At 63.9% G+C, this 13,190-nt stretch carries 8 protein-coding genes and 1 pseudogene; 3 read left to right on the forward strand and 6 right to left on the reverse strand.

Features of this window, described 5'->3' with window-relative positions; all coding sequences use genetic code 11:
- Positions 1 to 417: 417 nt before the first annotated feature.
- Positions 418 to 1,764 carry a lipopolysaccharide biosynthesis protein gene (locus tag IVA98_RS14495; RefSeq protein WP_247306000.1) on the forward strand — a complete coding sequence of 449 codons (1,347 nt, stop codon included), beginning with the start codon at positions 418 to 420 and terminating at the stop codon, positions 1,762 to 1,764.
- 44 nt (positions 1,765 to 1,808) lie between these two features.
- Here the strand turns inward: IVA98_RS14495 and IVA98_RS14500 are convergent, their stop codons facing one another.
- Positions 1,809 to 3,905 carry a GumC family protein gene (locus tag IVA98_RS14500; RefSeq protein ID WP_247306003.1) on the reverse strand — a complete coding sequence of 699 codons (2,097 nt, stop codon included), beginning with the start codon at positions 3,903 to 3,905 and terminating at the stop codon, positions 1,809 to 1,811.
- Positions 3,906 to 4,189: 284 nt separating this feature from the next.
- Between IVA98_RS14500 and IVA98_RS14505 the strand changes: the two genes are divergently transcribed.
- On the forward strand, positions 4,190 to 5,365 hold the full coding sequence (locus tag IVA98_RS14505) for a glycosyltransferase family 4 protein (RefSeq protein WP_247306007.1): 1,176 nt from the start codon (positions 4,190 to 4,192) through the stop codon (positions 5,363 to 5,365).
- Between the two features lie 30 nt (positions 5,366 to 5,395).
- Entirely contained in the window at positions 5,396 to 6,931 is a 1,536-nt protein-coding gene (locus tag IVA98_RS14510; protein WP_247306010.1) for a glucosamine inositolphosphorylceramide transferase family protein, read from the forward strand.
- 76 nt (positions 6,932 to 7,007) lie between these two features.
- Here IVA98_RS14510 and IVA98_RS14515 read toward each other — a convergent pair whose 3' ends face one another.
- The 5 genes and pseudogenes from IVA98_RS14515 to IVA98_RS14535 all read right to left on the reverse strand — a co-directional run bounded on the left by IVA98_RS14515 (position 7,008) and on the right by IVA98_RS14535 (position 13,144).
- Positions 7,008 to 7,955 (reverse strand): ABC transporter substrate-binding protein, encoded by a 948-nt coding sequence (locus IVA98_RS14515; RefSeq protein ID WP_247306013.1) that lies wholly within the window; start codon positions 7,953 to 7,955, stop codon positions 7,008 to 7,010.
- A 122-nt stretch (positions 7,956 to 8,077) separates the two neighbouring features.
- Positions 8,078 to 9,115, reverse strand: a complete 1,038-nt coding sequence (locus IVA98_RS14520; RefSeq protein ID WP_247333513.1) for an ABC transporter permease subunit — start codon at positions 9,113 to 9,115, stop codon at positions 8,078 to 8,080.
- Positions 9,108 to 10,631 carry a sugar ABC transporter ATP-binding protein gene (locus tag IVA98_RS14525; protein ID WP_247306019.1) on the reverse strand — a complete coding sequence of 508 codons (1,524 nt, stop codon included), beginning with the start codon at positions 10,629 to 10,631 and terminating at the stop codon, positions 9,108 to 9,110. Before IVA98_RS14525 ends, IVA98_RS14520 begins: the two co-directional genes overlap by 8 nt.
- A gap of 131 nt (positions 10,632 to 10,762) precedes the next feature.
- Positions 10,763 to 12,208, reverse strand: coding sequence for a xylulokinase (gene xylB, locus IVA98_RS14530; RefSeq protein WP_247306022.1), 1,446 nt, complete (start codon positions 12,206 to 12,208; stop codon positions 10,763 to 10,765).
- Between the two features lie 13 nt (positions 12,209 to 12,221).
- Positions 12,222 to 13,144, reverse strand: a pseudogene (locus IVA98_RS14535) (LysR family transcriptional regulator).
- Positions 13,145 to 13,190 lie beyond the last annotated feature (46 nt).

A 13,190-nucleotide genomic window follows, 5' to 3' on the forward strand; every position in this document is an offset into this window, starting at 1 on the left:
CGCCTGATGTCGCATCGCAGGGCCAAACGCGATCATTTCCGGCGATCGAGGTTAATGACGGGAGGAAGATCTGGACCTGCGATGTCCCGGCACGGACCTTGCTCAGGAGGCTCTGCGGAGTTCCCGCATTGATAGATCCGCGGCCATTCCGGCGAGCCATTCCGCATTCGAACGGCTGATCGTGCTGTCTTGGGCGGTCGATCTGGCCCTTTGCCGCCACCCGGTCGAGCCGGGCTTTGCACGATCTGGAGACAATGGAGACGGCGATGTACCACAGTGAAGCAACGGACTTGGCCGCGACGTCGTGTATGGCGAGCTCCTGGAAGCCGCTCATTAACACTCGCGGTTTTTCGGCATGCTAGGCTGGCGCCGGTATCGGCACGTATCTCTTCAGGGGAGAGTTGCCCCTTAACGTCCATGATCGAATCCATCATCCAACTCATGCGGCGCGACGTGACGCGCGGTGTCGTCGGGACCATCCTCCTCAAGGTTGGAAGCGGCGCGCTTGCGTTTGCGGTGTTCTCGCTCGCGGCACGAACGATGTCGCCCGACGGCTTCGGTATCTTTGCAACCTGGCTTTCGGTTGCCCAGGTCGCATCGGTCGTGGGCCTGGTCGGCCAAGAATCGCTCCTGGTGCGCTTTCTGAACGAGTATCAGGTCGGAAATCGACCCGATCTCACCAAGGGAGTGCTGCTGTCGAGCCTGAAGATTTCCTCCGTCGCAATGCTGGTTGTGATCGCCGCAATGTCGATTGCGGCGAGCTTGAAGGGCGACTGGTGGCTGCTGATCCTCGCCGTGTCCGCCTACACCGCCGTTAATGCGGGGGTGATGCTCGGCAGCCAGGTTGCGCGCTCGCTGGTCAGCATCCTCATGGGCGAGGGAAACAGAGAGTTCTTCTGGCGGGTCGGTGTCGTCTTGTTTCTGCTCGCAATCATGTTCGACCATCGGCGGCTCGACCCCACCGAATTGTTCGCCGTGATGACGATCGCGATGTCGGTTGGCCTGGTCGCGCAGATCGTTTCGATTGCGCGAGCTCTGCCGGATCTTCGCGGTACGGCGGCACGGTCCGAGCCGTCTCGCTGGAGATCGAGCGCGCTTCATTTCTGGATCGCATCCGTCCTGGAAGCCGCCAATCAGTATTTCGACGTCATTCTGGTGTACTGGATGCTGGATCCGACGACAGCCGGCATCTATTTCGCCGCCTCGCGCCTTGCCAATATCTTCGCCATGCTGTCGGCGGCGCTATACAGTTTCGGCGCGCGCCGGCTTCCCTCGCTGTACTTCAGCAAGAACCATCAGGAATTCGAGCGGACGTTGCAGCTGATGGCGGAGGTGACCGCGCTTTGTGTGGTCAGCGGGCTCTTCCTGATCTGGATCGGCGGCCCCCATCTTCTCAACCTGTTCGGGCCTCACTTCGCCGCGCAGCACTGGGTCCTTATCGTGCTCGCGATCGGAACGGCGTTTCAGGCAGCGGGCGGTCCATCCGCGGCGATCTTGCAGCTCACCGGCCATGAGCGCATCTATGTCCCCGTCGTTGCGGCGAACGTGGCGTTGCGGGTGGTCGGATTTCTCGTGCTGATCCCCTGGCTTGGCGTGCTTGGCGCGGCGATCTCGGCCACGGTGTCGTTGGCGCTAACGACCATCGCGCTCAACGTCCTCTGTCGCCGGCGAACGGGGGTCGACCCTTCAATTCTCGTGCTCTTGCGCCTCGGCGCATCGAAGCGCGGCACGTACGCAGTCCGCAGCGCTGACGCGGCCGATTAGGCTTCGGTTCGATCGCGACAGGCAGCGCACACGCCGGACGACGATCAACCAGCCAGGCCGAGCGCTGCACCCCGGCGTTGAGCCGACGACGGGTCTGCTGGCACACGATTGACGACGATCCCGGTCGGCACGCCGCCAAAGCGTGAGAGCGCGGCCGTCGCCCTGCGCATTGCGGCTGAATCGATTGCGTCTTCGCGGACGACCAGAATGACGAGATCAGCGTGAGCGGCCAGCGCCGCCGCCTCCGGCTGCAAGGCCAGAGAGGTGGCATGGATCACGATCAGATCGAACTCCGAACGAATATCGTCCGCGGGCGACGATTCAGGTCCGTTGCCGACGTTCAGAAGCGCCTCGATGCTGCGAAAGTCAGCCGTGGTTGCGCCATCCACCGGCGCCTTGGCGAGGGTGGCCCCGGCACCACCGAGATCCGGCTCGACCCGGATCAGGACGCTCAGCTTTCCCCTGTTCAGCGCCCACCGATTGAGCGAGCGCGCGACGGTGTTGCCGCCGGCCCGCTTCCCCACCGACATCACGAGCGCAACCCTGCCCCGGCTTCCAGGCAATTGCTCCAGCCTGTCAATGAGCGGACGCAGATGAGGACCGAGATCGAGCTCACGCGTCGCGGACACCGGACCTTGCCAGATGTTTCTCGGGACATCGCTGGGCAAGAGTTCGGGAACGCGGGCCCACACCGGCGGACGCGACCACGCGCCGGGCTGGCGCGGAGCCGGTTCGGGCGCGCGAACGTCCGGAACGGGCTTGTTCGATCTGCGTCCCGTTGCGGCAACGACCGCCGTCGATGTCAGCAGCGATCCGATCGCCAGCGCGGCGAGCAGCAAAGACAGCGGCGGAAGGGTCGAGCGAAGCGGCGGAATGGCGGGCGAGGCGACCTTGGTCTGAGAACTCTGCAACAGGCGCTGTTCATTCGTCGTCTTGGATCGCGAGAGGAACTGCTCGTAGATGTTTCTGTTGGCCTCGGCGTCGCGCTGTAGCTCCTGGAGCCGGACCAGAGCCTGACCGTCGACCAGGAGCTGCGATTCAGCCGCCTTCATCTGGCTTTCCAGAGCCTTTTGCTGATCGCGCTGAGCCTCATATTCCGACTTCGCGGTATCGATGCCTTTCGTCCGCTCGACCTCGATTTGTCTGTTCAAATCGTTTAGCTGGCTGTACGACATCACGAGATCGGGATGGCGATCGCCGAGCACCGCCCGCTTCTGCGCAATCTGATCATTGAGGGCCGACCGCTGGGCGCGCAACGCGCTCAGGAGGTCCTGCTTGACGGGGCCCTCGACATTCGCCTTCACGTCACGCTGCGCCTGCTCGTAGCGGGCTTTGGCCTCCTCGGTCCGCGCGCGCGCAGCGGCGACCTGCTGCGACAGCTCGGTCACCCGCAATTGCTGGGTCGTCGCGTCCTTGCCGGCGTTCACGATCCTGTGCTCGAGCTTGAATGTGGCGACGGCGTCCTCCGACGCCTTCAGCCGGTCGCTCAACGTCTTGAGCCGGCCACCGAGCCAGTCGGCAGCCTCGTCGGTCGCCTCGGTACGGATGCGGCTCTGTCTGGCGACGAACGCCTCGGCAATGGCGTTGGCATAATAGGCAGCCCGCTCCGGCCGGTTCGAGGTGAAGCGGATGGCGATGACATAGGTCAGCCCGCGACGGGAAATGTCGAGACGGTTGCGGAAACGCTCGAGCAGGCGCGCGGGGGCCGTGTAGCCGCCGGAAATGTCTTCGTCATCGCGGATCTTGAGCTGCTCGATCAGCGGCTCGAGAAAGCCGTCGGATTTCGCCACTTCGACCAGGCTTTGCAGCGCGGCGCTATCCTGCCCTATGCCCGGCAGAACGTCCTGCTCCGTGGTCACGCGTTGCTCGCGGGGATCGACGACGACCAGTGCGGTCGCTGCGAACCGGACCGGAATCATCAGGAGAACGACGGCGCCAAGCGCGAAGATCGCAACACCGAGCGCCAATATCCGCCGAGCGTTTTCGCGGAGGAAGGCGAGCGCACCGGCGGCAGTGAACATGCCGCCAAAGCGTGCAGCGGCTCCGGCGGCCCCCTCGACGCCCGACGAATTTTGGCTCCAAGACGCGGCAACGCCGGTCGATCCGGAACTTGTCGGGTCTGCGCGGCGACCGAACGTCATGGACTCTACTCGGATTCAACTGGCGAACACTGTTCAGTGGCCTGCTCCACCGTAAATATCTATGGTTAATCCGCCGTTACCCGCCCCTCGCGCGACCATGACCAATTGGTTAACGCGGTCGCTCCCTTCATTTGCAAACCACCGGAATTCTCTGGCAAACGATGCCGTTCCGGCAGGCTGCGCATTAACTCCGTTTGTTGCTAGCCGGTGTCCGCGCGATGCTCGCATGGTAGGTACGGGATCAAGAAGGGTGAAAATTTCGTTTCTTCAGCGGGTCGGGATCCGTGCTCCATTACCAGCCAAACAAGGAGTTGGCCGAGACGACTGCGACAGCACTCATGCCGTCCGACGGCAGCGGGCCGAAGCTTCATGTCCTTCTCGTACAGACCCAGGCCGAAAACGCCGGCGCGCAGGAGATCTCCAGGCTGCTCGGTGCCGGCCTCACCGCCCGTGGCTACCGAGTCACCAATCTGTTCTTCTTCCGCCAGTCGGATTCGTTCGACGAGCCGCCCGATACGTTCTATTGCGCCTCGAGCCGGCCGGGCAATCCCTTGGCCCTGCTGCGGATGGTGTGGACGCTCGGCCGCCATATCCGGACCAGCAGACCCGACGCCGTTCTGACCTTTCAGCATTTTGGCAACGTGATCGGCGCCGGCGTGTCGCGCCTCGTCTGCCGCGCGCCTGTCATCGCCAATCAGGTCTCGTCCGCGCTCTCGATGAGCTGGCCCGTCCGCGCTGCCGACATCGTGATGGGCAGTCTCGGCTTCTTCGACCGCATCACGCTCAACTCGAAGGACATGCAGCGCGAGTATTCGCGCTACCCCGCGGCCTATCGCTCACGCATGGTGCATGTCCCGCACGGCTTCGACGACAAGGCCCTCACATTGCCGAAGGAAGCTGCGCGACAAAAATTCAATCTGCCGCCGGCTCGCGTCCTGCTTGGCTGCGCAGCGAGGCTGCACCCGCACAAGCGGCTTGACGCGGCGATACGCCTGTTGCCGGATCAACCATCCTGGCACCTTGCACTGGCCGGACAGGGAGCCGACGAAGCCCGGCTGAGACAGCTGGCGGATGAATTGAACGTATCGGACCGGCTGCATCTGCTCGGCGAAATCGCCCCGCGTCAGATGGCGGATTTTCTCGCCTGTCTGGACGTGTTCGTGTTCCCGACACAGGCCGAAACCTTCGGCCTGGCTGCGGTCGAAGCCGCAAACGCCGGTGTCCCCTCCGTCGTCACCGATCTACCCGTGTTACGGGAGGTGTTGTCCTTCGAGGGAAAACCTACCGCGCTGTTCGTCGATGCCTCCGATCATGCGAAGCTGTCGACGGCCGTCTCCAGGCTACTGACGGACCAGCAACTGAGCGAGAAACTGCGACAAAACGCCAAAGGCCTGCGGCTGCGCTATTCGGTAGATGCCATGGTGGAGGAATACGTTCGGATTCTCGGCCAGGTCATCTGACCGGAATGTGTGGGAACAGATTGGCTCGACATGATCATCGAGTTTCGCTGTGAACGAGAGCATGCGCGGCGGTGGATGGACCGCGACGCGCTGTCGATCGACGGCCGAGATGTCCCGCTTCAAATCGCCTGGACAGCAAGCACGGAGGCACGGCCCCGAGGCCTCGACGCCCTGTTCGAACTCGAACGCATGGTGTTGCACAGAGGCCGGCACAGCGGCGCCGGCAAGCTGAAGATCATCCCGGAACGGATGCAGGCTCGCACCGGGACGGCCGACGTGATCGTCGATTTTACGGGCGCCGCGCGCGATCCCGATTGTTCCGCCCGGCTGTATCTGCGCCCTCTCTTCAACGGGGTCGCCGGCGAAAACGCCGCCCTCGCCGCCATTCTCGCCGGCGACCTGCCGGTGATCGAGATCGTCAACGAGCTCGACGGTGCAGTGCTCGATCGCGGTCACCCGTCCGGAGAGATTGCGGCCGGCTTGAGTGGCGCACTCGAAACCGTCATGGCGCGAACCCTGACCATGGTGGCGGCAATCCTGTCGGGACGGCCGCGCATCGTGCCGCAGCTGGCGCGTCCCGCCGGAGACGGCACCGGCCGGCAGCCGGCGGCATACGTTGCGCGCGGCCTCGCCGTGTCGATCGCCAAGGAGATCTATCGGCTCTGCTGCTATGCCCCGCATTGGCAAATCGGATGGCGCTTCAATGACGGTGCAGGCGTCTGGCAGACCGGAAATCTGTCCGGACCGGGCTGGAATGTCCTCGGCGATCCCGGCCATCGCTTCTACGCCGATCCGTTTCCCATCACATGGCAGGGACGAACATTCGTCTTCTTCGAAGATCTCGATCACCGGATTGGAAAGGGGATCATTTCCGCGATCGAGTTCAACGACGCAGGTCCGGTCGGCGAAGTCGTGCCGGTGCTGGAGGAGCCCTGGCACCTCTCCTATCCGTTCCTGATCGAGAACGATGGTGCGCTGTGGATGATCCCGGAGAGCTCGGTTCACGGCGACGTCGCGCTGTACAAATGCGTTCGTTTTCCGGACAAATGGGAGCGTCACGCGACGCTGCTTTCCGGGCTCGAACTCGCCGATGTCACGATCACGCAGCACAAGGGCCTGCACTATCTGTTTGGAGCCTGGCGCGACGGCGCGGGCGGCTATTCGGATGCGCTGGCGATCTATTACGCCGATCGCCTCTCGGGTCCGTGGTTGCCCCATGCTAGCAATCCGGTCCTGATCGATCGTGCAAGCACGCGACCGGCGGGGAATTTCGTCACTATCGATGAAAAATTGTGGCGGCCGGTCCAGAATTGTACGAACGGTTACGGTGCAGCGCTCGCACTAGCAGAAATCGTCGAACTGTCACCGACGACATTTGGGCAAATCGTCCGCCATTCCCTCAAGCCCGGACCGGCATGGCCCGGACGGAAGTTGCACACGCTGAACCGCTGCGGCCAGCTCGAGGTGATCGACGGATCGCGCGTTCAACCGAAGGCCCGCGCCTTCACGAGCGGATCTCCATCGGCCGTCTTGTCTCCGCGAGCCAATCCACACACCGCTTCCTGAATCGCTTAGCGGACGGCATCGCTCGAGACGCCGCCCGTCATCTCGTGTGTCGAGCGCACCGGCTAGGTGCGGCGTTCTACTGCGAACGATCCGACGTCCAGCCCTTGTACTCGGCAACATTGTCCCTGGTCACGAGCTTCGAAGGCAACAGCTCGACGGTCGAGGCCGGCTTCTGGCCATTGAGAATGCCGACACCAACCTGCACGGCCCGCCGCGCCATGAAGAACGGGTCCTGCGAAGCCGAGGCCTGGATCTGCGGCGACTGCGGATCTTTCAGCGCGGCCTCGATATCAGGTGCGCCGTCGACCGCCGTGATGACAATCCCGCTGCGGTTTTGCTGGCGCGCTGCAAGGTCGGTGCCGATCGCCTGCGGATCGTTGATGGCGAAGATGGCGTCGATCTTGGGGAAGCGGGTCAGATAACCCTGCGCGACGGTGAGCCCGCCCTCTCGCGAGCCTTTGCCGTCCTGGTCGCTGGACAACACCTTGATACCCGGGTTCTTCGCGAACACCTTCTTGCAGCCGACGACACGGTCGATCACCGCGGAGACCTGCGGCCCGTTCTCGATGATGACGTCGCCCTTGCCGCTCAGTTTGTCGACGATGTACTGGCAGGAGATCTCGCCGGCCTGCACGTTGTTCGTGGTCACCGTGGCGTCGGCGCCTTCGGCCGCAGTGTCGACCGCGACGACGACGATGCCAGCGGCCTGCGCCTTCTTGATCGCCGGCCCGATCGCCTTGGGATCGCCGGGGTTCAACAGAATCAGGTCGACGCCAGCGGCGATGAAATTGTCGATCTGAGTGACCTGCTTGCCGAGGTCGTATTCGAAACCGACGGTCGTGATCTTCACGTTGGGATTGGTCTTCTTCGCCTCGAACTCGGCGCCCTTCGACAGCGCGACGAAGAACGGGTTGCCCATCGATCCCAGCGAGACGCCGATCGACTTGAGCTCCTTGGCAAAGGATGGCGCGGTGCTTAGGGCAAGCGTCACCACGGCGCCGGCGAGCGTGATCGTCTTCAACATTGGCTTCCTCCCCTGGTCTGTCTTCATCTCCGGCACGGCAGACCAGTTGCCGCAACGGAATCTCTCATCAAGCCATGCGCAGTCCAGGTGCGCGCCAAACCCTTCAGGTTCTCGCGGAGCCTTCACGTTCTGGCAGAGCCCTGCAGCCGGTAGCGGTCCAGCGCCACGGCGCCGATAATCACCAGGCCCTTGATCACATATTGCCAGATGTCGGAGACACCGATGAGGATGAGGCCGTTCGACAGCACGGCGATGATCAGCGCGCCGACCAACGTACCCCAGATCGAGCCGATGCCGCCGACGAATGAGGTGCCGCCAAGGATCACGGCGGTAATTGCGTCGAGTTCGTAAGACTGGCCGAGCTGGAGGCCATTGGCCGCATAGAGCCGCGCCGCCTGCATGGCGCCGCCGAGGCCGGCGAAAAGGCCGGAGACGCCGTAGACGAAGATCAGCACGGCCCAGACCTTGATGCCGGCAAGCCGCGCCGCGCTTTCATTGCCGCCTACCGCATAGATGTGCACGCCGAGTACGGTCCGGCGCAGCACCAGCCACGAGGCGAGGATAACGAGCAAGGCGATCACCGAAAGCCACGGGATCGAGGCGACGCCGGGGACGAGCGTCAGCGAGCCGTTGCCGATGAAGGCATAAGGAATCGACGGATTGAAGACGGTGGTGTCAGCCCCGAGCAATCGGGCCAGGCCGCGTACGGCGGTGAGAGAGCCGAGCGTGACGATGAAAGGCGGCAGGCGAAGCAACGCAATCAACGCGCCATTGACGACGCCAAAACCAAGGCCCGTGAGCAGCGCGGCTGGCAGCCACAGCATGCCAAGCTCCGGTAGCTTGGAGAGCGTCAATCCGGCCATCGCTGAGGCCGCCAGGATCGAGCCGACCGACAGGTCGATGCCGCCCGTGAGGATGACGAAAGTCATTCCCGCAGCGAGCACGGTATTCACTGCGGCCTGCTGCAATACGATGCCGAGATTCTGTCCGGTGAAGAAGCGGCCCTCGGACAACAGGTGGAAGCCGATGCAGAGAATTAGCAGTACCGGCAGCATGCCGAGCGCGCTGATCAGCATCCTTATGCGCTGACGCTTCGTCTCCTGCGCAGCCGCAAGGCCGGCAGCGGCAGCCGCTTCCGCTTTCGGCGAGCTGTCATGCATCGAGTTGCTCCGTCCCTGTCGCGAGCGCCATGATGTCTTCCTGATTGAGGGGAGCCGCAGCTTCGCGCCTGATCTCACCGGCGATGTGTCCGGCGCGCATCACGATGACGCGGTCGCAGATGCCGATGATCTCGGGCAAATCGGATGAGATGACGAGGATCGCGGTGCCGGCCTTGGCGAGATTGTCAACGATCGAATAGATCTCGGACTTGGCGCCAACGTCGACGCCACGCGTCGGCTCGTCGAGGATCAGAACTTTTGGCGCAATAGCGAGAAGCCGCGATAGCAGCACCTTCTGTTGGTTACCGCCGGACAGGCCGCCAGCGGGGACGGCGACATTGGCGGCACGGATGCTGAGCCCGGCGAAGGCCCGCTCGGCGCGCTCGCGCGCCTTGTCGCGATCCAGAAACCAGCCGAGCTTCGCATCGCGCGCGAGCACAGCGAGATTGATGTTGTCCAGACATGACATGTCGAGAAACAGGCCGAGCGCCTTCCTGTCTTCCGTAAGATAGGCGATGCCAGCCTCAAGGGCCTCGCCCGGCGTGCGGATCTCGATCGGACGTCCCTCCAGCTCGATACGGCCGGAGGACTTCTGCGCCGCGCCGACGATGAGATGCGCGAGCTCGGTGCGACCGGCGCCGATCAGGCCCGCGAGCCCGACGACCTCACCTGCGTGCACGGTCAGCGAGCATCCCTTGACGCGCTGGCCATCCGCCATGCCGATCGCTCGGAGTACCGGATGTCCCCGACCCGCCTCCGGATCGTGATCCTTCTTGTAGAATGAGGAGACGTCACGCCCGACCATCAACCGGACGATGGTGTCGGCGCGGATCTCAGGTTTGTCGAGCGAGCCGACCAGCCGGCCGTCGCGGAGCACGGTGACGCGGTCGCCGAGTGCGTAAACCTCGTCCATGCGATGCGAGATGTAGATGATGGCAAGCCCCTCGGCGCGAAGCTGGCGGATCAGCGCGAACAGCCGCGCGCTCTCGCCGGCTGACAACGCGGTGGTCGGCTCGTCCATGATCAGGATCTTCGATCTGGCATGCAGCGCACGCGCGATCTCGACCAGTTGCCGCTGGCCCATGGAGAGATGCGCCACCAGCGTCGAGGGCAGGAAGTCCGCGCCCAATCGTTTCAGGATCGGACCGACGCCCTCGCGCATGGCGCCGCGCGCCAGCAATCCTGATCGCGATAGCTCCCGTCCCAAATAGATATTCTCGGCAACACTGAGATTGGGAGCGAGCGACAGCTCCTGATAGATGATCGAGATGCCCGCCGCGCGGCCGCCGAGCGGGCCTTCGATCCGCACCGGGCTGCCCTCGATTCGGATCTCGCCGCCGGGATCGGGCCTGTAGGCGCCAGACAGGATCTTCATCAGCGTCGACTTTCCGGCGCCGTTCTCTCCCATCAGGGCATGAATTTCGCCGGCATAGACGGTGAGATCGACAGCCCGCAGCGCCTTGATGCCAAAGAAGGATTTCGAGACCCCGCGCATCTCGAGGATCGGATCGTTCATCGTGCCTCCCGGCGCACAATGCGTTTCCCACCCGCGTCTCTATCGGTTTTGTCAGCGCGGTTCGCGCATTAAACAAAACGTCGCAGCACAGGGCAATACCGAACAGACGTGAATGCAACATCGAAGCGATGCTAGTGGCGCGGCCGATACAGTTCGCGCCATGCGGCAAGCCGCTGTGCATAAGCAGCGACCAGTTCAGCGTCGGGCTCGAACGTCTCGATGCGCTCTGGCCGCGTGCAGACGGCGGCGATTGCCTCACCGGTGACAGCAAGTCGCCCCAATCTCGCCGCACCGAACGCGGCGCCGGTCTCACCTCCGGCAAAGCGATGGAGCGGAACATTCAGCACGTTTGCCAGCACCGAGAGCCAGAACCGGGACCGCGAACCACCGCCAATGACATCGGCTTCCACAATCGCAATGCCGGCATCCGCGAGCGCGTCGCGACAATCGGCAAGCGCGAAGGCAACGCCTTCGAGCACCGCCTGCACGATGGTCACGCGCTCGGTGCCGTGGCTCAGACCATCCAGCATGCCGCGCACGGCGGGATCGTCGTGCGGCGTCCGCTCGCCTGCGAGATAAGGCAGGAAGCTCACCGGCGACGGCGCCTGGGGGCGCACTCCAAGCGGCGCCAGCAACTCTGCCTCGCTGACGCCGAACAGGCGCGCGGCCCAGGCGAGGCAAGAGGCGGCCGAGAGGATCGCGCCGGCCTGAATCCACATGCCGGGAATGGCGTGGCAGAATGTATGCACCGCGCGGTCCGGATTGGCGGCGATGCTGCTGGTCGGAGCCATGAGGGCACCGGAGGTTCCCAGCGATATGAACGCGCTTCCCGGCCGGATCGCGCCGATGCCGACGGCGCCGGCCGGATTGTCGCCGGCTCCGCCCGCGATCACCGGCTGCCGGGTCATGCCCCAGCGCCGCGCGAGCTCGCCGCGCAGGCGCGTTGCGGGCGCGCATCCCTCGACCAGGCGTGGCATGTGATCGCGCGTCAGGCCGGTCGCTGCCAATGCTGCGTCCGACCAGTCGCGGCGCGCGGTGTCGAGCCACAGCGATCCCGATGCATCGGAAACGTCTTCGATGGCCTCGCCGCTCAGCACCAGGCGCAAATAGGCCTTCGGAAGCAGAACGAGCTTGGTCGCTGCAAAGATGTCAGGCTCGTTCGCCGCGACCCAAAGCAGCTTCGGCGCGGTGAATCCCGGCATCGCCTTGTTGCCCGTCGTCGCACGCAATGCGGGCCAGCGCTGCTCCAGGATACGGCACTCAGGGCCCGAGCGTCCGTCGTTCCAGAGGATGCAGGGCCGCAAGGGCCTCAAGCTCGCATCGAGCAGCGTGGCACCATGCATCTGGCCGGACAGCCCAATGCCTTCGACCGCCGCCAGCGCGTCGGCATGCGATGCCTTCAGAGCATCCAGCGTGGCAAAGGTCGCATCGATCCACTGCGCGGGATCTTGCTCGTAATAGCCGGATTGCGGCGAGACGGTCGCGAGCGGCCGGCTCTCGCTTGCAATCACGTGCTGCGCAGCGTCGACGAGAACCGTCTTGACCGCGGAGGTGCCGAGATCGATGCCGAGATACATGAATGCGTCCCGCTCACTTCGCCGCGTCGATCCAGATTCCCGGCTGCGAATGCTCGCGGATGTAGCTGACGAGGAAGTCGGAAAACACCCGGATCTTGGCCGGCAGCCTGACGCGGTTTTGATAGGCGATGTTCATGGTGAGCAGCGGCAGCTCCCAGCCCGTCAAGACGGGCACCAGCCGGCCGGCCGCGATATCGCCCTGCACGATGTAAAGCGGCTGGATCAGGATTCCGAGTCCTGCACGCGCTGCGCCACAGATGATCTGGCCGTCATTGCTGTCGAGCGTCGGCGCGATCCGGACCGTCTGCGTCGTGCTGCCCTGGCTCAACCGGAGCGAATAGGGATCATTGGCGAGATTGTAGATCAGCATGTTGTGACGGGTGAGATCGCTTGGATGCTCGGGCCGGCCCTGCTTCTCCAGGTAGGACGGAGCGGCCGCGAGCACACGATGCATCTGGCCGATGCGGCGGACGATGATGTTGGAATCCGGCTCATGCTCCCGCGTGCGTATGGCAACGTCAATGCCGGCTTCGATGAAGTCGGGGTAGCGGTTTGCGCTGATGATCTGCACGCTGAGATTGGGATAGAGCGCGCGGAAGGCAGGCAGCATCGGCGCGAGATAGATCATCGCGAAGGCAGCGAGCTCGTCACGCGCAGCATGCCCTTCGGCGACAGCGCGCGGTCCGAGACCGCGTCCTCGGCCTCGGCGAGCTCGTTCAACAGCGTGCTGCAACGCTGCAAGAGTTCCTGCCCGGCTTCGGTCAGCCATTGCCGGCGCGTATTGCGCTCGATCAGCCGGACCGCAAGCCGCTCCTCCAGCGCACTGAGATGACGGCTCGCGGCCGCGTTCGACATCCGCAGGTTTTCGGCAGCTTTGGAAAGACTGCCGAGGTCAGCGGTTTTGGAGAAGACCTCGAGTTGGAGCAGCCGGTCCATTTTTGCAGAATGAGGAAAAGAGACTTACAAATTTTGACCTTTATTT

The sequence above is a fragment of the Bradyrhizobium sp. 160 genome (assembly GCF_023073735.1).
GTDB lineage: Bacteria > Pseudomonadota > Alphaproteobacteria > Rhizobiales > Xanthobacteraceae > Bradyrhizobium.

Bases quoted from the DNA above. Each gene is read 5' to 3' on its own strand.
- IVA98_RS14515 (WP_247306013.1), bottom strand. From the start codon at position 7,955: ATGTTGAAGACGATCACGCTCGCCGGCGCCGTGGTGACGCTTGCCCTA.
- IVA98_RS14510 (WP_247306010.1), top strand. From the start codon at position 5,396: ATGATCATCGAGTTTCGCTGTGAACGAGAGCATGCGCGGCGGTGGATG.
- IVA98_RS14500 (WP_247306003.1), bottom strand. From the start codon at position 3,905: ATGACGTTCGGTCGCCGCGCAGACCCGACAAGTTCCGGATCGACCGGC.
- xylB (WP_247306022.1), bottom strand. From the start codon at position 12,208: ATGTATCTCGGCATCGATCTCGGCACCTCCGCGGTCAAGACGGTTCTC.
- IVA98_RS14495 (WP_247306000.1), top strand. From the start codon at position 418: ATGATCGAATCCATCATCCAACTCATGCGGCGCGACGTGACGCGCGGT.
- IVA98_RS14525 (WP_247306019.1), bottom strand. From the start codon at position 10,631: ATGAACGATCCGATCCTCGAGATGCGCGGGGTCTCGAAATCCTTCTTT.
- IVA98_RS14520 (WP_247333513.1), bottom strand. From the start codon at position 9,115: ATGCATGACAGCTCGCCGAAAGCGGAAGCGGCTGCCGCTGCCGGCCTT.